We start from the raw sequence: 21,417 nt of genomic DNA, 5'->3' as shown, positions 1-21,417 counted from the left end.
CCCGGCCGTCCCGGTGTGGCGCGGCCATGCCCCTATCCCGGGGGAAGTCGCCTGCGATATAGCCTGAATCGTCCGGCCCGAGAAAGCCGCCGGCTTCGGCCGCTGTTTCCATGGTGACACGATGACCGCCGTCCGCCCACTCGGCTTCCTCCTGCTCCCAGCCCTGCTGCTCGCCTCGGCCGGCGCCGCGCCGGCCTCGGCCCTGAAGAGCTTCAAGGCCTGGCTGGCCGGCTGCGACAACACCCTCGCCTGCCGCGCCCTCGGCACCGTGGGCGAGGATTCCGGCGACATCCTCTATCTCGTGCTCGACCGGCCCGGCGGTCCGCAGGCCGCGCCGACGCTGCGCTTCATGGACCAGGACGGCGCGATCGGCGCCAAGGGCCTCGCCTACAGCCTCGACGGCGCCGCGCCGGTCGAGATCCCGGCCTCGGCCTTCTCGGCCCTGCCGAAGACCGATCCCGACGCCGCCGCCGAGGTGGCGCTCTCCGGCACCGCGGCGACGGATCTGATTGCGGCGATCCGCAACGGCCGGACGCTGCGCTTCGGCGCCGGAGCGCCGCTGCCCACGGACGGCCTGCCGGTGTCGCTCGACGGCATGGCGGCGGCGCTCCTGTTCATCGACGACGTGCAGGGGCGCGTCGGCACGGTGACGGCGCTGGCTCGCAAGGGCGACAAGCCCGCTGCCGCCGTGCCGCCGGCTCCGGCGGCGCCGCTGATCGCCGCGGTCCACCCGCCCAAGGCGGCCGCCGATGCCGCCGACGCGCCGGCGCCCAAGGCGCTGATCGCCCGGCACGTGCGGGAGACGAAGGCCGGCGAATGCCAGGACATCGACCAGGAGAAGGACGTGGTCTCCAGCGCGCAGCGCCTGTCGGACCAGGAGACGCTCTACCAGATCGGCTGCTGGCGCGCCGCCTACCAGTCCGGCGCCATGCTCTATCTCGGCGTACCCTCGGCACCGGCCGCAGCGCGGCGGCTCGTGTTCGAGACGCTCGACGAGGCGACAGGCAAGATCGCCGCGCGCCTCGCCTCGCCGACCGACCCGAGCGAGGTCGACGAGGCCGGCGTGATGGCCTCGTTCCACAAGGGCCGCGGCATCGGCGATTGCGGCGCGTCCTGGAGCTGGGCCTGGACCGGCCGGGACTTCCGGCTGGCCAGCTACACCAGCATGCCGGAATGCCGCGGCATCGCCGCCGACGACTGGATCACGCTCTGGCAGGCAAGGACGAAATAGCGGATCGTTTTCGGGAGCGCTCATTCGCTGGACGCGCGGATCGCATCCATATCCGGTCCGGCGCAGCCGTCCGCGATGGCGCCCGTCACCCCGATGCCCCTCCCGTTGACGCTGATCCGGCGTGGCTCGACAGTGAACACAATAGGACCATATGGGAGCCCGTCCATGCCCGATGCCAGTCTTGCCGGCGCCGGAGCGATATCGCCGCGGCCGATGCCGTGCCATCGGGTTATGAGGACTTTGGGGGTGATGCCGGAGAGAGGTGGACGCTCAATGCACAGGTCAGACAGCGTGGGACGATGAGAGACAATCTGGGAACCAGGGGGACTCAGAGGGCGTTCTTGGTTTGCGAATATTTCGAATATCCGCTGTGGATCCATTCGTGAAGGAGACCTCGCCATGACAATTCCTGCTTTTGCCGGGGGGCTCGGGGCGCGGCTGCCGAACGAACGGGAAAGAGCTGCCGCAAACCAGATGAGGAAAATCCTCGCGAGCAGCCTCACGACCGATGCTAGGTTTCGTGTCGTTGCCGACGACACGAAGCAAGACACCGAGATTGTGCTGACACCGGCACTTTCGAGCCTCCTCATGGAGCTACTGCGCCACGTCGGATCAGGAGACGCAGTCACGCTGGTACCGGTCAGCAAAATGCTGACGACACAGCAAGCGGCGGACATTCTCAATGTTTCACGGCCGTTTCTGATCTCAATCCTCGAAAGGGGCGATATTCAGTTCACGACTACCGGCAGGCATCGCCGCATCAAGGCAATGGATCTGTTTGAGTATAAGAAGAAGCGCGACGCGAAGCGCGGTGAAGCACTCGCAACCCTTGCCGAAATGGATGCAGAATTTCTGTAAGCCATGTTCGCCAATCGCTTCACCGCATTTATCGATGCATGCACTTTGGCGGGAGCATTGAAGCGTAATCTTCTACTGACATTGGCGGAGGCGGAATTCTTCCGCCTCCGTTGGTCAAGGCTTGTTCTGGATGAAACCCAGGCGGCAATCCAGAAGATGCTGGCAGAGAAGGGGGTTGAAGACGCTGCCGATCGATCTGGCCGAGCGGCGGCCGCCATGGAGGCGGCATTCGAGGACGCGATGGTGAGCGACTTCGACAGCTATATATGCATCTGCGACGGCCTGCCCGACCCAAATGACGCCCATGTCGTTGCCGCCGCACTGAAGACTCAAGCGGCTGTCATCGTCACCGACAACATGAAGGACTTTCCGGCGGAAGTGCTTGGTGCGCTGAACCTGGAGGCGCGATCGGCAGATACCTTTATCGCCGACACTCGAACCCGGGAGAGCCGTAGCCGCTTTGCGAAAAATGCGGGAACGTTTCAAAAAGCCTGAGAAGACCGCGCAACTCCTTCTTCTCGACATGGAAGCGCAAGGGCTGACAGAGACAGTGGACATCCTGCGCCAGCACGTCGAATCCTTGTGATCCACGTCAGAACTGCGGCGCCGCCCCCCTCAGTCACGTACACGTCCGCCTCTTCCCGCAGCCCTTTGAATGACGGATGCCGCAGATGCCCTTCATGGGTCCGGCCGCGGTATTCGATCTCGGTTACACGGACAGGATTGGACTGCACCTCTTGATTGTGGACTGCCCCCGGACCTGAGACAGCGAGCCGGGCGACAGTCCCGCCTCACCCCCGCCCTCACGTCCACCACTTCACCCGGTAGAAGATGTGCCGGCCGATCCGGTCCATCTCGCGCATGTCGCGCACCCAGTAGGGCCGGACATAGGTGGCGTGGTAGTGGGTGGCGTTGCCGACATCCGGCAGCCAGAGCTCGGCGTCCATCACCTTCTGGGCGATGGAAAGCGCTGCCTTCCACGGGCCATCCTCGGTGATGCGGTCCTTGATGCGGTCGCAGGCGAAGGAGAACTGGCAGCCGCCCCAGCGCCGCTCGCTGGCGCCCTGGTAGACCACGTCGCAGACGTTCTTGGGGTAGTAGGGCGAGCGCACCCGGTTGATCACCACCTGGGCCACGGCGATCTGGCCCTTCTCGCTCTCGCCGCGCGCCTCGAAATAGACGGCCGTGGCGAGGCAGATCTGCGCCCTGGTATAGGCGACCGGCGGCAGGGTGAGCGGGCGCGGCTGGCCGTCGTCGAGGCCGGGCAGGCCGGCGATCTGGCCGCTCTTGGGCTGGGTGGTGAGACCCTCGTCCGGGCCGATGGCCGGCGTGGCCTCGCCGAGCCCGGGCGTGGGACGCACGGCGGCCATGGTGACGACGGCATCGGCCGGCAGGGCGGTGAGCTGGATCGGCGCCTCGCCGTCCGGGCCGGTGGTGCGGCTGTCGAGATGGGCGAGGTCGGGCCGGCTGGCGGCCGGCGAGGTGCCGCCGGTGGGCGCCAGGCTGTGGTCGAGCGGCACGGCGCCTTCGCCCTCGTCGGACTCGGATGCGGGCCGGCGCAGGCGCTCGGCGATGATCGCGGCGAGGCCCGCATCGATATGCGTCTGGCGGAAGCGCTCCGGCGGCGCGCCGAGGGCGAGCGGGTCGAGCAAGCTGGGCATCTGGGCGAGCGGCGGCGCGCCCTCGTCCGGCAGCAGCGGATCCATCGGCACCAGGCCATGCGCCTCGCTGACGCTGGGGCGCAGGCCGGGCACGCGCTGGTCGCCCTTGGCCGAGCGGTCGACCGTCGGCCAGCCCGTGGCGCCGGCCTTGAGGCCGTCGCGGATGGGATCGCCGGGGATATCGCCCTCCTCGGGCGGCGGCTCCGTGTCGAAGCCGTCCTCGGGCATGATCTCCAGGGCCGCCTGGCGCACCAGGCAGGAGGTGCGGCCTTCCGGATCCGGCCGGAAGTCCAGCGGCACGGCAGCGTCGCGGCAGGCCGGGGCGGCGGCGCGGCGGCCCAGGCTCTCCGCCGACGGCGCGGTCAGGGGCCCGACGGCGAGGTCGGCCAGGTTCAGCGACGGCATCTGAAACACGCCGGCGCGGATGATGCGGGTGGTGCCGGCCGAGAGCAGCGCCTGGCGCGGCGTCGGCTGGGCGGCGGGCCGGGCCGCGGAGGCCGGCTCGGGAAGGAACGGAGCCGCCGGGTTCGCGCGCTGCCACAGGAGGACGCTGCCGACCATCAGGGTCGGAGCGACAAGCGCACAAACGGCGGACCAACGCGACGCAACCATGACGCAACGCCTACATCGGGGTGCCGGCCCCCGGGGCCGGCGGACAGGCGCCCATTGATCAACGATTAACCTTGAGACGCGGTTAACGCAGCCGGCCGCCATCGCCGGGCGGCCTTGCTCGCTTGCATCGCCCGCCACAGCGATCCCTGTGCCGATCGGCACGGCAGCGCGGGTGCCGCTGCGCCAATGTCTCCCGAACAATCTCCGGGAACAGCACCATGCGTTGGACCCTTCAGCGTCTCTTCGGTGCGGCAGCGTTCGCCGGCGCGGCACTGCTCGCGGGCCTGGCCCAGGCCGAGACAGCCGGTCCGGCCACGCATCAGGGCTTCGCTGACCGGTCGCGCGGCTTCGAGTCGTCGGGGCAATTCGACCTCCGGCGGGGCTTCAACCGGGCAGCCTTCAATGGCCCGCGATCCTTCGACCGGTCGCCCCGCTTCGATGCATCACCCCGATTCGGCAGGAGCCCGGACGGGCCGCCGCTGTTCGATCCGGGCAATGCCTTCGCCGAACAGCAACGGGCCGCCGCCAGGCGCCGCGAGATCGCCAGGCTGCAGGAAATCGCACGGCTGCAGGAGATCGCACGGCTGCGGGAGATCGCACGGCTGCAAGAGATTGCCCGCCAGCAGGAGATCGCCAGGCAGCAGGAGATCGCCAGGCGGCAGGAGATCGCCAGGCAGCAGGAGATCGCCAGGCAGCAGGAGATCGCCAGGCAGCAGGAGATCGCCAGGCAGCAGGAGATCGCCAGGCAGCAGGAGATCCTTCGCCTGCAGGAGATCGCCAGGCAGCAGGAGGTCGCCAGGCAATGGGCGCTCGCCGCGCGGCAAGCACAGGCCCAAGCCCAAGCTCAGGCTCAAGCCCAGGCCCAGGCCCAAGCTCAGGCTCAGGCTCAGGCTCAGCAACGGGCCATCCTCCAGTTGCAGGCTCAGATCCAGCAGCAGGCCGCCGCCGCGCAGCTGGCCGCGACGCCGGTCCTCTCCGCGCCCGTGCAGACCGCAGCCCTCGAGCAGCCCGTCGCCACGCCAACTCCCGCGCCGCAGCAAGCGGCCCTCGCCGCGCCGGCCCCGCCGGTGGCCCAGGGCGCCGTACAGCGCCGCGTCGCGCTGGTCATCGGCAATTCCGGCTACAGCATCGGCGCCCTGGCCAACCCGGTCAACGACGCCGCGGATGTCTCGACCAAGCTGGCCCAGCTCGGCTTCGAAGTGTTCCGCGGCGACGACCTGAAGCTGCGGGACTTCGCGGAGGATGTCTCCTTCTTCGCAGCGAAGGCCCAGGGCGCGGACGTGGCCCTGATCTACTATTCCGGCCACGCCATGCAGATCGACGGCGAGAACTGGCTGATGCCCGTCGATGCCAGCGTCGACAGCGTCATCGACGTGCGCACCTCCAACCTGTCGCTGCAGACCCTGCTCGGCGAGGTGCAGTCGCGGGCCAAGACCACGCTGGTCTTCCTCGACGCCTGCCGCAACAATCCGATGGCCGATGCCCTCAAGACCCGGCTGAAGGCCACGCAGCGCGGCTTCGCCGACACCCGCGGCCTCGCCCGCGTCGAGCTCGGCGCACCCAACACGCTGGTGGTGTTCGCCACCCAGCCCGACAGCACCGCCGCCGACGGCACCGGGCGCAACAGCCCCTTCACCGAGGCCTTCCTGGAGAACGTGGCGACGCCGGGCGTCGAAATCGAGACGCTGATGAAGCGCGTCAGCGTGGCGGTCGAGGCCAAGACCAACCAGCAGCAGGAGCCCGAGCGCCTGTCCCGGCTGACGAACGAGTTCTACTTCGTGCCGAAATGAGCCCTGCCCATCCGATGCCGCGCATACGGTTTTCGGCCTTCTATCGGCGACGAGAGCGTATTACATCCTTGCCATGACCGATGCTCCCGCCCCCCTTCCCGCGGCCGAGGCGCTGCTGCGCTGGTATGCCGAGATGGGCGTGGACGTGGCGGTGGCGGACGAGCCGGTCGACCGCTTTGCCGAGAGCACCGCCGCGGCACTTGCCGCTGGCACTGCCGTGGCACTCGCCGCTGGCACTGCCGCCGCGCCGGCCGCAGCCCCAGCCCTCCAGGCGGTGCCGGCGGTTCCGCGCGCGCCGATGGCGGCACCCGCCGCCGGGCCGCGGCCACGGCCGGCCGCGCCGGCCCCGGCGCTGCTGACCACGGCGCCGGACGCGGTGGAGCTGGCGGCGCGCGACCTGGCCCAGGCTGCGCAGACCCTGGACGAGCTCCGGGACGCGCTGGAGCGCTTCGAGGGCTGCGCCCTCAAGGCGACGGCGACGCGCCTGGTCTTCGCCGACGGGGCGCCGGACGCGCGGATCATGTTCGTGGGCGAGGCGCCCGGCCGCGACGAGGACATGCAGGGCAAGCCCTTCGTCGGCCCCTCCGGCCAGCTGCTCGACCGCATGCTCGCCGCCATCGGGCTCGACCGCACCCGGGCCTATATCGCCAACATCGTGCCCTGGCGCCCGCCGGGCAACCGCGATCCGACGCCGCAGGAATCGACGATCTGCCGGCCGTTCCTGCAGCGCCAGATCGAGCTGGTGAGCCCCGACATCCTGGTGTGCCTGGGCGCGCGCAGCGCCCAGGGCCTGCTCGGCGTCACCGAGGGCATCCTCAAGCTGCGCGGGCGCTGGCTGGCCTATGACGCAGGCAGCCGCAGCATCCGCACCATGGCGACGCTGCACCCGGCCTATCTGTTGCGCCAGCCGGTGCAGAAGCGCCTGGCCTGGCGGGACTTCCGGGCGTTGGCAACGGCGCTGGCGGAGAGCTAAATAGATGCATGCGCCGGCGGCGAGCTGCTGCAACGCGGCGTTGAGCGAGGGAGGGTGCCATGCGTCTCGACGATTTCCGGCAATCCGACAACGTCGAGGACCGGCGCGCCAGCGGCGGCGGCGGGCTGCCGGTGGGCAAGGGCGGCATCGGCCTCGGCGGCCTCGTCGTCGTGCTGCTGATCTCCTACTTCACCGGCATCAACCCGGCGACGCTGATCGGCGGCTACGAGGCGATCAACGGCGGGGGCGGCAGCGTGCAGCCCCAGCAGCAGCAGCGCCAGCTGACGCCGGAGGAGCAGGCCTCGGGCCAGTTCGTCCGCCAGGTGCTGGGCTCGACCGAGGACACCTGGACCGCCCTGTTCAAGGAGCAGAACGTCGGCATCGCCTATAGCCGGCCGACCCTGGTGCTGTTCGACGGCTCCACCAGCTCGGCCTGCGGCTCGGCGCAGTCGGCCATGGGGCCGTTCTACTGCCCGAACGACCGCAAGGTCTATCTCGACACCGAGTTCTTCGACGAGATGCGCAATCGCTTCAACGCCTGCCCGGCGGGCCAGGGCGCCTGCTCCTTCGCCCAGGCCTATGTGATCGCCCACGAGATCGGCCACCACGTGCAGAACCTGCTCGGCATCCTGCCCAAGGTCAACCAGGCGCGCCAGCGCATGAACGACGCGCAGAGCAACGCCCTCTCCGTGCGCACCGAGCTGCAGGCCGACTGCTTCGCCGGCGTCTGGGCCAACCGCACCCAGCAGCAGTACAAGTTCATCGACGAGAACGACGTCAAGGGCGCCCTGCAGACGGCGCAGGCGATCGGCGACGACATGCTGCAGAAGAAGGCGCAGGGCTATGTCGTGCCCGACAGCTTCACCCACGGCTCGGCCGCCCAGCGCCAGCGCTGGTTCATCAACGGGCTGAAGAGCGGCCAGATCAACGCTTGCGACACGTTCAGCGCGACGCAGCTCTGAGCGGGGGCCGCTGAGGCTCGGCCATCTCCCAGGCGCACATCGCCGCCACGACGTTGGGGGCGAAGTCCTCGCGCCGCATCCGCGCCACCGCCAGCACGGCCAGCAGGGCCGGGCCGCAGCCCGCATCCCGCACCAGGGCGCCGAGCGCCTTGGCATCCGCGGTGGCGAGGCAGCCGGCGACGGCCGAGACCGACCGCCCGCTGCGCAGCGCCAACCGCTCGGCGAGCTCGCCGGGCTCGCCGTTGAGGGCGATGTCGATCAGGTCGTGGCCGGAGGGCGGCGACGGAGCCGGCGGCAGGATCTGCAGATGCGGCACGCTGCGGACGCGGGGCTCCCCGGCCGGGCTCGCGGGCGGCTCGACGGGCGCGGACCGGCGGCGGCGTTCGACATCGGCGCGGGCGTGCCGGAGCAGCGCATCGAGATCGAGGGCCGCGGGCGCCTCCTCGCGGCGGGGCGGCGACATGGGCGCGGCCTCGGCGGCGGGCGCCGCGGCTTCGACCGGGCGATCGTCCGGGCGCGTCGCCGGCCCGGCGGCCTCGCCGTCGAGGATCTCGACGCCCTGCAGCATCCCGGCCATGGCCGGATCGCCGGCGCCGAGCGCCGCGATCAGGGCCCGCGGCGCCGATCCGGTGCGGACGATATGGTCGGCGAGCTCCAGCCGGGCGAAATAGTCGAGGCGGCGCACCAGGTTGAGCGCCAGCGCCAGCACCTGCCGGCGGCGGGCCGGGCGCGGGCCGCGCCAGATGCCGAGGGCGATGTGCAGGGCCTCCAGGCGGCGCTCCGGCGCAGGGTCGCCGACAAGGCGAGCCAGCGCCGCGTCCTCGGCCCTTTCGGTCTCTTCGGCGAAATCGGTCACCGGCCATGCTCCCAACCGTCGCCGGACGGTAAGAAGACGTGGTTAACTCCGGGTTAAGCCGCCGACGAAGGCGCGCGAGCGCAACCAGGACATGCGCAGCCGGCGGCCGGCGGCCAGCGCGTCGCGATGGGCGAGGATATTGCCCGAGGCACGGAAGCGCGACAGCATCGCCACGGCGAGCTCGCTGAGCCGGGCCCGCCAGCCGAAATCGTCGACCGCGTGCCGGAACGAAGCGGCCCTGAGGCCCGGCCCGGCGCGCCGGACGCGCTCGATGAACAGCGCCGCCTCCAGGAACCAGTCGGCCTCCAGGCGCACGCCCGGGCGCACCACCAGCACCCATTCGGCCCGCGCCGCCCGCAGCCCCTGCTCGCGCCCGCCCTCGACCACGGTGCAGCCGAGGGCGTCGGCGATCAGGCGGGTGCCGTCGGCGGATCCGGCATCGGCGACGACGACCTCGCGCACGAACCCCTCCGCCGCCGCCGGCACGAGCGCCGCCAGCGTCACGGCGAGGGCTTCCTCGTCATTCCTGGTCGCGATGACCACGCTGATCATTTGCCGCCTCATGAGAAGGCTGTTCCGCACATAACGCCGATCGACGGGCTTGTCAGCACCACCGCGCGGACATGTTCCCGTCTTGTTCTTTTGTTCTCTTTATGTTCCTATCGATTCGAACCTCAACGAATCACCAGGAGACTTCCATGGCGGCCGCGGCCCAGCGCGACGAGAGGGCAGCCTTCCCGCGGCGGGACGGCGCCTCCACCATCATCGACATCGACCGCCGGCGAGGACGCGGCGCGGTCTCCAATCTGAGCGGCCGCTACGAGAACCTGGCGCGCTTCGTCGAGGACGACGGCTGGGGCTCGAGCGAGGAGCTGCCGCCGCTGAAGACCGAGGTGACGGAGGAGCGCGCCCGCAAGATCATCACCACCAACGATTCGCCGGACCTGTCCTTCGACCGTTCGATCAATCCCTATCGCGGCTGCGAGCACGGCTGCATCTACTGCTTCGCCCGCCCGACCCATGCCTATATGGGCCTGTCACCCGGGCTCGATTTCGAGACCAGGCTGTTCGCCAAGCCCGACGCCGCCGCGCTGCTGGAGCGGGAGCTGGCGGCCAAGGGCTACGAGCCCCGCACCATCGCCATGGGCACCAACACCGACCCCTATCAGCCGATCGAGCGGCAGCGGCGGATCACCCGCTCGGTGCTGGAGGTGCTGGAGCGCACCGGCCACCCGCTCGGCCTGGTGACCAAGTCGGCGCTGGTGACGCGCGACATCGACATCCTGGCGCGCATGGCCGCGCGTGGGTTGGTGAAAGTCGCCCTGTCGGTGACGACGCTCGATCCCAAGCTCGCCCGGGCCATGGAGCCGCGTGCCGCCACGCCGCGCCGGCGGCTCGATGCGGTGCGCCAGCTCGCCGAGGCCGGCATCCCGGTCACGGTGCTGGTGGCGCCGATCATCCCGGCGATCAACGACATGGAGATCGAGCGCATCCTGGAGGCGGCGCGCCAGGCCGGGGCCCGCGAGGCCGGCTATGTCCTGCTGCGCCTGCCGCTGGAGATCAGCGACCTCTTCCGCCAATGGCTGGCCGAGCACCGGCCCGACGCGCTGGAGCACGTATTCTCGCTGGTGCGCTCGACCCGCGGCGGCAAGGACTATGATTCGCGCTTCGGCCTGCGCCAGACCGGCATCGGGCCCTATGCCTGGGTGGTCGGGCGCCGGTTCGAGCTTGCCGCGGCGCGGCTCGGGTTCAACACCGGCAAGCTGAAGCTGCGGACCGACCTGTTCCAGCGGCCGGCGCGGATCGGCGAGCAGCTGGCGCTGCTGTGAGCCTGCGCCGGCCGGTGCCGCCGGCGCAGGCCGATGCGGACGATGCCTACACGCCGATATAATGGCGTGCGGCGAAGGCGGCAACGACCAGCAGCACGAAGACGCCGCAGGCAAGGACCAGGGCATTGCCCGTGCCGAACCGGCGCGGCGGCACCGGCTTGGCGGCAGGCGGCGCTGTCTCGGGGGCCGGAGGGCCGGAGAACTCGCTCACCGGCGTCATCGCCGCCGAGGCCCAGAAGGAATTGCCGGACAGGGCGTGCTCGGCGAGCTTGCGATAGGTCGCGAGGCGCCGGTCGATCCGCTCGCCGATGTCGTAGGCCGCCATCTCAGCCACCGTCGGCTCGCGGCCGGTCTCGCCATGGAAGGCGGCGAGCCATTCGCGCTTGGTCTGCATCGACAGGGAATAGGCGAGCAGGCCGACCACGTCGTTCTCGCCGGTCACCAGCTTGTCGAAGATGGTGTCGCGCAGCACGGCCAGGCCTTCGAGCGCCTGGCCCGCAGGCGGCGCAGCTGGCTGCGGCACGGCTGGAGGCGCCGCGGAACGGGCGGGTTCTTCGGCATCGGTTGCGTCCATCGTCTTCTCCCTCTCGCCGTGGAGCACGGCCGCGGTCTGCGCCACGGGCCGGCCAAGGACCTGCTTGCCGCGGCGAGCCGGCCGGTCCGGCTCGCCTGGCGGACTTCGAGACTCTCTGCGATGTCCCGGCATGCCTGCCCTCCGCCCGGCGGAGCACCGCATGCCGGGCCTCGAAACCAGCCGCAGCGGGCGGTCGGAACGCCAGCGGCTTCGCCGGTCCCGGCCGCCGAACTTGTGAACAGCCTCCGGAAAGACCGAGACAGTTTTACGAAACTAGCGCATCTACGGCGCGAGTCCACGACGGAGCGTGAAGAGGCAGGCGCGAGATGGCCAACGAGCGGTGGAACCCGGCGGAGCTGGTCGCGGGCGTCGACGAAGCCGGACGCGGCCCGCTGGCCGGTCCGGTGGCGGCAGCGGCGGTGATTCTCGATCCCGAGCGCATTCCCGCCGGGCTCGACGATTCCAAGGCGCTCAGCGCCGCCGTGCGCGAGACGCTGTTCGAGACGATCATGCGCGAGGCGGTGGCCGTCTCCATCGCCATGGCCGGGCCGGCGACGATCGACCGCATCAACATCCGTGCCGCCACGCTCGACGCCATGCGGCGGGCCGTGCAGGGCCTCGCCCACCGCCCGGCCCGCGCCGAGATCGACGGCAAGGACGTGCCGCCCGGCCTGCCCTGCCCCGGCCGCGCCATCGTCGACGGCGACGCGCTGGTGGCGGCGATCTCGGCCGCCTCGATCGTCGCCAAGGTGACGCGCGACCGGCTGATGACGCGCCTGGCCGCCGAGTTCCCGGTCTACGGCTTCGAGCGCCACATGGGCTACGGCACGGCCGAGCACCGGGCGGCGATCACGGCGCACGGGCCCTGCGTGCATCACCGCTTCTCCTTCGGCCTCCTCAAGACGATGCGGGCGGGCTGACCGGGCGAAGGAAAGCTTTCGCGTTCCCCTTCTCGTCCCGCCGTCCCGAAGCGGCACGCCATTTTCCGAGCGGCGGCAACCCGGCCTTTACCAAGCCGCGGTCATGGTTAATCCCGCAACGAGTGGCGTAGCGTACGAGTCAAGACATGAGTAACTCGCGTACCGGGGCTGCGGCCGCGCCCCGGATGAGCTCCGGAACCACCAGACTTCGTCCTGTCCTGCGGCCGGTCGACACCGCGCCGCTGCCCCTCGACAGCATCATCGAAGGCGATTGCATCGCCGCGCTCGACCGCCTGCCGGCCGAGAGCATCGACCTCGTCTTTGCCGACCCGCCCTACAACCTCCAGCTCGGCGGCGACCTCCAGCGGCCCGACCAGTCCATGGTCGATGCCGTCGACGACGATTGGGACAAGTTCGAATCCTTCGCCGCCTACGACGCCTTCACCCGCGACTGGCTGAAGGCGGTGCGGCGGGTGATGAAGCCCGACGCCACGCTCTGGGTGATCGGCTCCTACCACAACATCTTCCGCGTCGGCGCCACGCTGCAGGACCTCGGCTTCTGGCTCCTCAACGACGTGGTCTGGCGCAAGACCAACCCGATGCCCAACTTCCGCGGCAAGCGCTTCACCAATGCCCATGAGACGTTGATCTGGGCGGCGCGCGAGCAGGCCTCGCGCTACACCTTCAACTACGAGGCGCTGAAGGCCGGCAACGAAGACGTGCAGGTGCGCTCGGACTGGCTGATCCCGCTGTGCACCGGCGGCGAGCGGCTGAAGGACGAGAACGGCCACAAGGCCCATCCGACCCAGAAGCCCGAGGCGCTGCTGGCACGCGTGCTGCTCGCGGCCAGCCGGCCGGGCGACGTGGTGCTCGACCCCTTCTTCGGCACCGGCACGTCGGGCGCGGTCGCCCGGAAGCTCGGCCGCCATTTCGTCGGCATCGAGCGCGATCCCGGCTACATCGCCGCGGCGCGGGCGCGCCTCGCCGCGGTGACGCCGGTGGCCGACGCGGCCCTGCTGATGCCGGCGGAGAAGCGCTCGGAGCCGCGCATCGCCTTCGCCAGCGTGGTGGAGCGCGGCCTGCTGGCGCCCGGCGCCGTGCTCGTCGACCAGCGCGGCCGCCACAAGGCGGTGGTGCGGGTCGACGGCTCGCTGATGCTCGGCGACATCGCCGGCTCGATCCACAAGATCGGCGCCCTGGTGCAGGGCCTGCCCGCCTGCAACGGCTGGACCTTCTGGCACTTCTCCGACGGCGGCGCGCTGAAGCCGATCGACGACCTGCGCGCGGTGCTGCGCAAGGAGCTGGCGGACGCGGAGGGCTGAGCGTCAGCCCCGCGCCACCGCGGCGATCTTGCGCATCGCCGTCGGCAGGGCCTCGCCGTCGAGCTCGGCGAGGCGCACCCAGCGGCAGCCCTCCGGCGCCTTGGTGGTGGTCAGCGCGTCGGCGGCGAACACGGTGACGACGAGCTCGAAATGGGTGAAGCCGTGGCGCGCCTCGCCCGGCAGCCTGCGCCAGCGCATCCCCCGCAGCGGCGCATGGTCCGTGGCCCGCGCCATGTCGAAATCCTCGGTCCAGGGGCTGGAGGGAATCTCGGTCATGCCGCCGAGCAGGCCCTTGTCGGGGCGCTTGCGCACCAGGACATAGCCGTCCGGCCGGACGAGCCAGAAGGCGGCGCCGCGCCGGAGCGGGCGCACCGCCTTCGGCATCTTGCGCGGGAAGGTCTCCTGCGTGCCCGCGAGGCGCGCGGCGCAGGGCTTCATCCACGGGCAGAGGCCGCAGGCCGGGCGCTTGGGCGTGCACAGGCTGGCGCCGAGATCCATCATCGCCTGGGCGAAGTCGCCGGGGCGGTCCGCCGGCGTGATGGCGTCGACCAGCCGGCGAATCTCCGGCTTGGCCGCGGGCAGCGGCGTCTCCAGGGCATGGAGGCGGGTGATCACCCGCTCGATATTGCCGTCGACCACCGCGGCACGGCGGCCGAAGGCGATGGCGGCGATGGCCGCCGCCGTGTAGGCGCCGACCCCTGGCAGGGCGCGCAGCCCCTCCTCCGTGTCGGGGAAGCGGCCGCCCGGCCGCCCGGCCACGGCGCGGGCGCAGGCGATCAGGTTGCGGGCCCTGGAATAATAGCCCAGGCCCGCCCAGGCCTTGAGGATGTCCTCGCCGTCGGCGGCAGCCAGCGCCGCGACGGTCGGCCAGCGCGCGACGAACGCCTCGAAATAAGGGCCGACCGCCCGGACCGTGGTCTGCTGCAGCATGATCTCCGACAGCCAGACGCGGTAGGGATCGGGCGTTTCGCCCGGCGCCGCCCGCCAGGGCAGGCGCCGGCGATGCCGGTCGTACCAGACCAGGAGGTCGTCCGCCGCGACTCGCATGACCGGGACATCTGGCTTATGAAGCATGGACCCTCATCCCACAGGACATCCGGCATGAACAAGCCCCGCACGGCGCGTCCCCTCGCCGAGCTGGTGCGGCCGGCCATCGCCGACGCACTGAAGGCGCAGGGCTTCGCCGCCGCCGACATCCTCACCCGCTGGCGGGAGATCGCCGGCGAGCGGCTGGCGGCCCATTCCATGCCGGTGCGCGTGCTCTGGCCGCCGCGCCCCAAGGCCGCCCTGCCGGAGGCGGCGCCCCAGCCGGCGACGCTGGTCCTGAAGGTGGAGAGCGCCTTTGCCCTGGAGGTGGAGATGTCGGCGACCCAGCTCGTCGAGCGGGTCAACGCGGTGTTCGGCTGGCGCTGCATCGGCAAGCTCAGGCTGCGCCAGGGCCCGGTCGAGGCGCCGAGCCCCAGGGTGCCGCCACGCCCGCGGCCGCTCGACGCCGCCGGCGAGCGGGCGCTGGCCACGCGCATCGCCGGCGTCGAGGACGAGGGGCTCAGGGCAGCGCTGGAGCGGCTGGGGCGCGGCGTGCTGGGCGGGAAGGCAAAGATGTCATGAACATCGCGCTCGAGGAGCACTGGAAGGACTTCATCACCTCGCTCGTCGCCAGCGGTCGATATCGCTCTGCGAGCGAGGTGGTCTGCGAAGCTCTGCGCCTGGTCCGGGAACGCGAGGAGAAGCTGGAAGCCCTGCGCCGGACGATCGACGCATCCATTGCGGAGGGCGGACGCTTCAGTGACGAGGAGATTGGAGCGATGCTGGACGCACAGGCTGAGGCCCCGTGAGCCGGACGGAACGCGGGAGGCGGACAACGCGCACCACCATCGGGATCGACGAACCTTTACTCAGGGAAGCGATGGCGCTGACCGGCCTGGCCACGCCGGCGGCTGTCATCGAGGACGCGGGGCGCCGCCTCATCGGCCGTCACCGGCAGCGGCAGGCGATCGCGACCGTGGCCGGCCTCGGCTGGGAGGGCGACCTCGACGCGATGCGGCGGGAGCGCTCCGACGCGCCCGGCTGAAAGGCGCCGCTCGTTCACTTTCGCGTGGGCGCCGGCAGGCCCCTGCCGGGCGGCGCCGCTCCGTGCTATGGCCCGCCTGTTGCCATCATCGTCGGGCTCGATTACCGCAAGGCTCACCCGGCGGTTCGAGACCGCCCCCACCAAGGACGTCCGTTCATGTTTTCGCGCCGTGCGCTTCTCGCCGCCCTCGCCGCCTCGCCGGCCCTCGCCGCCCTGCCCGCGCTGGCGCAGGACGCGCAGGATGCCAGCCCCGCCGACCTCGCCGTGCCCGGGCCGATCAAGGACATGACGCTCGGCAAGGCCGACGCGCCGGTCAAGGTCTACGAATATGCCTCGATGACCTGCCCGCACTGCGCCCGGTTCGAGAAGGACGTGTTCCCGACCATCAAGGACAAGTACATCGACACCGGCAAGGTGCTGTGGACCCTGCGCGAGTTTCCGCTCGACCCGCGCGCCACGGCCGGCTTCATGCTGGCGCGCTGCGCCGGCGACGACAAATATTACGCGATGATCGACGTGCTGTTCGCCCAGCAGGCCAACTGGGCCTTCGTCGACGCGGCGCAGGTGCTGCCGGGCCTGACCCAGATCGCCAAGCAGGCTGGTTTTACACAGGAACGCTTCGACACCTGCTTGAAGGATCAGACGCTTTATGATGGCGTGATGGCGGTGAAGAAGCGGGCCGAGGACGTGTTCAAGATCGACGGCACGCCGACCTTCTTCATCAACGGCAAGCGGTACAGCGGCGAGCTTTCGGTCGACGAGTTCGACAAGGCTGTCGCGGCCTTTCTGAAGTCTTGAGGCGCGAACCCCGCGCCGCGGGGTTTTCTTGATGCGACTGACCAGGCTTCGGCTTCTCGGCTTCAAATCCTTCGTCGAGCCGTCGGACTTCCTGATCGAGCCCGGCCTCACCGGCGTGGTGGGGCCGAACGGCTGCGGCAAGTCCAACCTGGTCGAGGCGCTGCGCTGGGTGATGGGCGAGAGCAGCCACAAGAACCTGCGCGCCGCCGAGATGGACGACGTCATCTTCGCCGGCTCCGGCGGCCGGCCGGGGCGCAACAGCGCCGAGGTGATGCTGACCGTCGACAACAGCGACCGCACCGCGCCCGCGTCCTTCAACGATGCGGACGTGCTGGAGATCTCCCGGCGCATCGAGCGCGAGAAGGGCTCGCAATACCGCATCAACGGGCGCGAGGTGCGCGCCCGCGACGTGCAGCTGATCTTCGCCGACGCCTCGACCGGCGCGCGCTCGCCGGCGCTGGTGCGCCAGGGTCAGATCGCCGAGCTGATCGCGGCCAAGCCGCAATCGCGCCGGCGCATCCTGGAGGAGGCCGCCGGCATTTCCGGCCTGCACAGCCGCCGCCACGAGGCGGAGCTGCGCCTGCAGGCGGCCGAGCAGAACCTCGCCCGGCTGGAGGACGTGCTGGCCCAGATCGAGGCGCAGCTCGAGGCGCTGAAGCGCCAGTCGCGCCAGGCGGCGCGCTACCGGGTGCTGACCGCCGAGATCCGCAAGGCCGAGGCGCTGCTGTTCCACATCGCCTTCGAGGAGGCCGGCCGCGAGATCATCGAGGCGGAGAAGCGGCTCGACCTCGACGTGCGCACCGTGGCCGAGCGGACGCGGGCCCAGGCCGAGGCGGCGCGCCTGGCGGCGGTCGCCGCGCACGACCTGCAGCCGCTGCGCGACAAGGAAGTGGCCGCGGCGGCGGCGCTGCAGCGCCTGAACCTGGCGCGGGAGGCGCTCGACCAGGAGGAGCGGCGCGCGGCCGACCGCCTCGCCGAGCTCGACCGGCGCATCGCCCAGGGCGAGGCCGATATCGGCCGCGAGAAGACATTGATCGCCGACGCCGGCGTCATGCTGGAGCGGCTCGACGAGGAGGAAGCCCAGCTCACCCGCGAGGCCGATGCCGCCGGCGACCAGAGCGAGGCGGCAGCGGCGCGGCTCGTCGCCGGCGAGGCGGCGCTCGCCACCGGCGAGAGCGCCATGGGCGAGGCGCAGGGCGCCCTCGCCGAGGCGCAGGCCCAGCGCGGCCAGGCCGAGCGCTCGCTGCGCGAGGCGGCGGAGCGCCGGGCCCGCGCCGAGGTGCAGATCGCCGAGATCGAACGCGAGCGCCAGGCGCTGGCCGCCCAGGCCGGCGAGCCGGGCGCGATCGAGGAGCTCGGCGCCGCGCTCGAGGCGACGCAGGAGGCCCAGGAGGAGGCCGAGGCCCTCACCCTCGCCGCTGAAGGCGGGCATGCCCGGGCCCGCGAGGCCGAGGCTGCCTCGCGGGTGCCGCTGCAGGAGGCCGAGCGGCTGGCGAGCCGGCTGGAGACCGAGGTCGGGACCCTCTCCAAGCTGCTGCTCGCCCCGGGCGGCACCCAGTACCCGCCGGTGGCCGACGCCATCCGCGTCGCCCGGGGCTACGAGACCGCGCTCGGCGCGGCGCTCGGCGACGACCTCGACGCGCCGGCCGACGCCCGCGCCCCGGCTCGCTGGGCCGGTGCCGAGGCCGGCGCCGAGGACGGGCCGCTGCCGGAGGGCGCCGAGCCGCTGATCGACTTCGTCGAGGCGCCGCCGGCGCTGCACCGGCGCCTGGCGCAGATCGGCGTGGTGGCGCGGACGGACGGACCGCGCCTGGCGCCGCTGCTCCGGCCCGGCCAGCGGCTGGTCAGCCGCGAGGGCGATTTCTGGCGCTGGGACGGCTTCGTCGCCGCGGCCAACGCCCCCTCCGCCGCGGCGCGGAGGCTGGTGGAGAAGAACCGCCTGGCCGACCTGGAGGAGCAGGCGCAGGCGGCGCGCGAGGCCGTCGAGCCCGCCCGGGCCGCGGCCGAGGCGGCGCAGGCGGCGCTGCGCCAGGCCGGCGAGCAGGAACGGGCGAGGCGCGAGGCCTGGCGCATGGCCGGCCGGGCCGCCGATCAGGCCCGCGAGGCGTTGGCCGCAGCCGAGCGGCGGGCGGCGCAGGTCGCCTCCCGGCTCTCGGCCATCACCGAGGCGAAGGCGCGCCTCGTCGCCGGCGCCGAGGAGGCCGCCGCGGCGCGCGAGGAGGCCGAGGCCCGGCTCGAGGCCTTGCCGGACGCCACGACGCTCGGCGCCCACCTGGCCGAGCTGCGCGCCGAGGTGGCGCAGCGCCGGGCCGAGGCCGGCGAGGCGCGGGCGGCGGTGCAGTCCCTGGCGCGCGAGCGCGACCTGCGCGACAAGCGCCTCGCCGCCATCGCCGCCGAGCGTAGCTCCTGGAGCCGGCGCCAGAGCGGCGGCGCGGCCCAGATCGACACGCTCATCGCGCGCCAGGAGGAGCTCCGGGCCGAGCGCGAGGAGCTGGAGGACGCGCCCGCCGCCTTCGGCGCCCGGCGCCGCGCCCTGATCGGCGAGGCGGAGGCGGCCGAGGCGGCACGCAAGGCCGCGGCCGATCGGCTGGCCGAGGCGGAGACCCGGCTCGCCGACGCCGACCGCCAGGGGCGCGAAGCGCTCGCCGCGCTCGGCAAGGCCCGCGAGGACCAGGCCCGCGCCGAGGAACGGCTGGAGGCGCTGCGCGCCCGCCGGGCCGGCATCGTCCGCTCCATCGCGGAGGCGCTCGACGTCGCGCCCGCCGCGGTGCTGAAGATCGCCGGGCTGACCCCGCAGGACCCGCTGCCGCCGCGCGAGCAGGTGGAGAAGACGCTCGACCTCGCGCGGCACGACCGCGAGCGCCTCGGGGCGGTGAATCTCAGGGCCGAGGAGGAGCAGCGCGAGGTGCAGGCGCAGTTCGACGGGCTCGTCGCCGAGCGCGACGACCTGGTCGAGGCGATCAAGCGGCTGCGCCAGGCCATCGCCAACCTCAACCGCGAGGGCCGCGAGCGGCTGCTGGCGGCGTTCGACGTGGTCAACGGCCATTTCCAGCGCCTGTTCGGCACGCTGTTCGGCGGCGGCACGGCCGAATTGCAGTTCACCGAATCGGACGATCCGCTGGAGGCAGGGCTGGAAATGCTGGCGCGTCCGCCGGGCAAGAAGCCGCAGACCCTGTCGCTGCTCTCCGGCGGCGAGCAGGCGCTCACCGCCATGGCCCTGATCTTCGCGGTGTTCCTGACCAACCCGGCGCCGATCTGCGTGCTCGACGAGGTCGATGCCCCGCTCGACGATGCCAATGTCGAGCGCTTCTGCGACCTCCTGGACGAGATGATCCGGCAGACCGAGACGCGCTTCGTCACCATCACCCACAACCCGATCACCATGGCGCGCATGAACCGCCTGTTCGGCGTGACCATGGCCGAGCGCGGCGTCAGCCAGCTCGTGTCGGTGGACTTGCAGCAAGCCGAGCGCATCCGCGAGGCGAGCTGACGCGGCTGGCGCCGCTTCGGACCCGCCTCGTCTCACCGGCCCGGGGCGGCATCAAATCCTCGCAGCCCTCCGAGCCCCCCGCTCCCCGTCCGCGGCCTACGGCTCGATGACGTCGAGCACGTTCGGCTCGAGCAATCCCGGCAGCAAGGGCGTGGTGCCGTCCTGAAAGCATCTGGATGTCAATTGCAGGGCTTCGTCATAGTCATCGGGCGAGACGCTCTTCGGGACGACGATGCCGCAGCCGCGCTCGGGAATGCCGAGCCAATACCCCTCGGGGAAGGCCTCGTTCAGCTCAGGCGAGAGCAGGAGCCGCGATGTGCCCAGGCCGTCGGCATGCATCATCACCTGGAACACCGTACGGCCGCCGACGATCTTGCCATGCGTGGCGAGCGGCCGGGACACGGCGCGAAGGTTCGCCATGGCAGCCTCGTGCACGTCGACCCCACGCGCCTCGATCTGTCGATAGCGCTCGACATTCACATAGCTCATCGCGTCGGGCGCGGTCAGCTCCACCCAGGTGACCGCAAGGTCGGGGTGACGGAGGCGGCGATGGAAGCCGGGCCAATTGCCGAGACGAAAGTAGCTTCTCGGCACGACAATCGGCAGAAGTGTCTCGACCATGTCGCAGCCCATCGTTTCAAACATGCTGCAGCCGCAGGCGACAGCCCGCTCTCGGGCCTTGCCGTGAAGCGTGCCGCAATCCCGTCGCAGAGCCAAGCGGGCGTCGAATGCCGCGCCGGCCCGTCGTCGCCGAGACCGGCGCAGGACACCTCGGGAGCGCCCGCGGTCCCATCCGCCTCCTCCCCGGGGCGCGGCGCCGGATCGAGCGAGCTCCCGGCCGCACGGCCCGCTCGGCCGAAAAAGCCCGCGCTCCTCGCCCGCGGACAAACGAGCGCCATGATTGGCTGCTGGGGAAGGTTTGTCGCAAGCCACACGGTTTTCCAGAATTCCAGTTCCGTATCAAAGACTTAGTTTAATCCGGCCTCTCCTTGACACCGCAGGGGGCCATCGGTATGGTCCGCCCGACTTTCGAGGGGGGTATCCGGCGCTGTTGCTGCCGGCCAGGGAGCATGTTGCCGCCATGGCGAGCGACGGAGCGAACCGGCCAGGTCGGGGGACCGGCGACAATCCCAGCGAAGCCGAGTTGTCCGAGCGCTTGCGTCGGCTTGGCGAGCGCCTCGGGCCCGAAAGGGCCGAGGCGGACGTCAGGCCTGCGTCGAGCGCGGGCACGGGTTCCGACCCGAACGGAATCGGCAAGGCGATGCGCCTGTCGAGCGAGTTCATTGCCGGCATCATCGCCGGCTTTGGAATCGGTTGGCTGGGGGATCGGCTGCTCGGCACATCCCCCTGGGGGATGATCGTGTTTCTGATGCTCGGCTTCGTCGCCGGAATCATGAACGTGATGCGGTCGGCAGGAATGCTGGGCAGGTCACTGCCCGGAAAGAAATAGGCAAGGCGGGGCACGCTCCG

Annotated in this window: 22 protein-coding genes and 1 pseudogene; 16 read left to right on the top strand and 7 right to left on the bottom strand. The window is 71.3% G+C overall.

Features of this window, described 5'->3' with window-relative positions:
* Positions 1-121: 121 nt before the first annotated feature.
* The 4 genes from QO011_RS17625 to QO011_RS42660 all read left to right on the top strand — a co-directional run bounded on the left by QO011_RS17625 (position 122) and on the right by QO011_RS42660 (position 2,675).
* Complete coding sequence (locus tag QO011_RS17625) at positions 122-1,231, top strand: DUF1176 domain-containing protein (RefSeq protein ID WP_307274562.1); 1,110 nt, start codon at positions 122-124, stop codon at positions 1,229-1,231.
* 399 nt (positions 1,232-1,630) lie between these two features.
* Complete coding sequence (locus QO011_RS17620) at positions 1,631-2,089, top strand: helix-turn-helix domain-containing protein (RefSeq protein ID WP_307274561.1); 459 nt, start codon at positions 1,631-1,633, stop codon at positions 2,087-2,089.
* A 3-nt stretch (positions 2,090-2,092) separates the two neighbouring features.
* The gene (locus tag QO011_RS17615; protein WP_307274558.1) at positions 2,093-2,584 is read left to right on the top strand and encodes a PIN domain-containing protein; all 492 of its coding nucleotides are present in this window, start codon (positions 2,093-2,095) and stop codon (positions 2,582-2,584) included.
* The gene (locus QO011_RS42660; RefSeq protein ID WP_503129038.1) at positions 2,559-2,675 is read left to right on the top strand and encodes a VapC50 family PIN domain-containing toxin; all 117 of its coding nucleotides are present in this window, start codon (positions 2,559-2,561) and stop codon (positions 2,673-2,675) included. Before QO011_RS17615 ends, QO011_RS42660 begins: the two co-directional genes overlap by 26 nt.
* Positions 2,676-2,736: 61 nt before the next feature.
* Here QO011_RS42660 and QO011_RS42655 read toward each other — a convergent pair.
* Both QO011_RS42655 and QO011_RS17610 read right to left on the bottom strand, forming a co-directional pair.
* Positions 2,737-2,823 (bottom strand): annotated as a pseudogene (locus tag QO011_RS42655) (hypothetical protein); the annotation flags it as partial.
* Between the two features lie 69 nt (positions 2,824-2,892).
* Positions 2,893-4,311 (bottom strand): cell wall hydrolase, encoded by a 1,419-nt coding sequence (locus tag QO011_RS17610; RefSeq protein ID WP_307274556.1) that lies wholly within the window; start codon positions 4,309-4,311, stop codon positions 2,893-2,895.
* Positions 4,312-4,580: 269 nt separating this feature from the next.
* Here QO011_RS17610 and QO011_RS17605 point away from each other — a divergent pair, with 269 nt between their 5' ends.
* From QO011_RS17605 to ypfJ, 3 genes are all read left to right on the top strand, one after another.
* Positions 4,581-6,152: a caspase family protein gene (locus QO011_RS17605; protein WP_307274554.1), complete on the top strand. Its 1,572-nt coding sequence runs from the start codon at positions 4,581-4,583 to the stop codon at positions 6,150-6,152.
* 73 nt (positions 6,153-6,225) lie between these two features.
* Positions 6,226-7,125, top strand: a complete 900-nt coding sequence (locus QO011_RS17600) for a uracil-DNA glycosylase (RefSeq protein ID WP_307274552.1) — start codon at positions 6,226-6,228, stop codon at positions 7,123-7,125.
* 59 nt (positions 7,126-7,184) lie between these two features.
* Entirely contained in the window at positions 7,185-8,087 is a 903-nt protein-coding gene (gene ypfJ / locus QO011_RS17595) for a KPN_02809 family neutral zinc metallopeptidase (RefSeq protein ID WP_307274550.1), read from the top strand.
* Here ypfJ and QO011_RS17590 read toward each other — a convergent pair.
* Both QO011_RS17590 and QO011_RS17585 read right to left on the bottom strand, forming a co-directional pair.
* Entirely contained in the window at positions 8,068-8,943 is an 876-nt protein-coding gene (locus tag QO011_RS17590) for a hypothetical protein (protein ID WP_307274549.1), read from the bottom strand. The two genes, ypfJ and QO011_RS17590, sit on opposite strands and share 20 nt — an antisense overlap.
* 42 nt (positions 8,944-8,985) lie before the next feature.
* Complete coding sequence (locus QO011_RS17585) at positions 8,986-9,495, bottom strand: glycosyltransferase (RefSeq protein WP_307274547.1); 510 nt, start codon at positions 9,493-9,495, stop codon at positions 8,986-8,988.
* A gap of 146 nt (positions 9,496-9,641) precedes the next feature.
* Between QO011_RS17585 and QO011_RS17580 the strand changes: the two genes are divergently transcribed.
* Positions 9,642-10,772 (top strand): PA0069 family radical SAM protein, encoded by a 1,131-nt coding sequence (locus tag QO011_RS17580; RefSeq protein ID WP_307274545.1) that lies wholly within the window; start codon positions 9,642-9,644, stop codon positions 10,770-10,772.
* A 46-nt stretch (positions 10,773-10,818) separates the two neighbouring features.
* Here the strand turns inward: QO011_RS17580 and QO011_RS17575 are convergent, their stop codons facing one another.
* Entirely contained in the window at positions 10,819-11,346 is a 528-nt protein-coding gene (locus QO011_RS17575; protein WP_307274543.1) for a hypothetical protein, read from the bottom strand.
* A 326-nt stretch (positions 11,347-11,672) separates the two neighbouring features.
* Between QO011_RS17575 and rnhB the strand changes: the two genes are divergently transcribed.
* Together rnhB and QO011_RS17565 are read left to right on the top strand one after the other, a co-directional pair.
* Positions 11,673-12,266, top strand: a complete 594-nt coding sequence (rnhB, locus tag QO011_RS17570; RefSeq protein WP_307274541.1) for a ribonuclease HII — start codon at positions 11,673-11,675, stop codon at positions 12,264-12,266.
* Between the two features lie 185 nt (positions 12,267-12,451).
* Positions 12,452-13,588 (top strand): site-specific DNA-methyltransferase, encoded by a 1,137-nt coding sequence (locus tag QO011_RS17565; RefSeq protein ID WP_307274934.1) that lies wholly within the window; start codon positions 12,452-12,454, stop codon positions 13,586-13,588.
* Between the two features lie 3 nt (positions 13,589-13,591).
* Here the strand turns inward: QO011_RS17565 and mutY are convergent, their stop codons facing one another.
* Positions 13,592-14,662, bottom strand: coding sequence for an A/G-specific adenine glycosylase (gene mutY, locus QO011_RS17560; RefSeq protein WP_307274539.1), 1,071 nt, complete (start codon positions 14,660-14,662; stop codon positions 13,592-13,594).
* Between the two features lie 27 nt (positions 14,663-14,689).
* On the opposite strand from mutY, the gene QO011_RS17555 reads away from it, so the two are divergent.
* The 5 genes from QO011_RS17555 to smc all read left to right on the top strand — a co-directional run bounded on the left by QO011_RS17555 (position 14,690) and on the right by smc (position 19,947).
* Positions 14,690-15,196, top strand: coding sequence for a DUF721 domain-containing protein (locus tag QO011_RS17555; protein ID WP_307274537.1), 507 nt, complete (start codon positions 14,690-14,692; stop codon positions 15,194-15,196).
* A complete protein-coding gene (locus QO011_RS17550) occupies positions 15,193-15,423 on the top strand; it encodes a type II toxin-antitoxin system ParD family antitoxin (RefSeq protein ID WP_307274535.1) in 231 nt (76 codons plus the stop codon). The genes QO011_RS17555 and QO011_RS17550 overlap by 4 nt, the downstream gene beginning before the upstream one ends.
* Entirely contained in the window at positions 15,420-15,659 is a 240-nt protein-coding gene (locus QO011_RS17545) for a type II toxin-antitoxin system VapB family antitoxin (RefSeq protein ID WP_307274533.1), read from the top strand. Before QO011_RS17550 ends, QO011_RS17545 begins: the two co-directional genes overlap by 4 nt.
* Positions 15,660-15,815: 156 nt before the next feature.
* Positions 15,816-16,457 (top strand): DsbA family protein, encoded by a 642-nt coding sequence (locus tag QO011_RS17540; protein ID WP_307274531.1) that lies wholly within the window; start codon positions 15,816-15,818, stop codon positions 16,455-16,457.
* Positions 16,458-16,488: 31 nt separating this feature from the next.
* The gene (smc, locus tag QO011_RS17535) at positions 16,489-19,947 is read left to right on the top strand and encodes a chromosome segregation protein SMC (protein ID WP_307274530.1); all 3,459 of its coding nucleotides are present in this window, start codon (positions 16,489-16,491) and stop codon (positions 19,945-19,947) included.
* Positions 19,948-20,043: 96 nt separating this feature from the next.
* On the opposite strand, the gene QO011_RS17530 is transcribed toward smc, so the two are convergent.
* Positions 20,044-20,568 carry a hypothetical protein gene (locus QO011_RS17530; protein ID WP_307274528.1) on the bottom strand — a complete coding sequence of 175 codons (525 nt, stop codon included), beginning with the start codon at positions 20,566-20,568 and terminating at the stop codon, positions 20,044-20,046.
* A gap of 460 nt (positions 20,569-21,028) precedes the next feature.
* On the opposite strand from QO011_RS17530, the gene QO011_RS17525 reads away from it, so the two are divergent.
* Entirely contained in the window at positions 21,029-21,397 is a 369-nt protein-coding gene (locus tag QO011_RS17525) for an AtpZ/AtpI family protein (RefSeq protein ID WP_307274526.1), read from the top strand.
* The last annotated feature ends 20 nt before the right edge of the window (positions 21,398-21,417 follow it).

Source organism: Labrys wisconsinensis (assembly GCF_030814995.1).
Lineage (GTDB): Bacteria > Pseudomonadota > Alphaproteobacteria > Rhizobiales > Labraceae > Labrys > Labrys wisconsinensis.
This window is presented reverse-complemented; position numbering and strand designations above follow the sequence as displayed.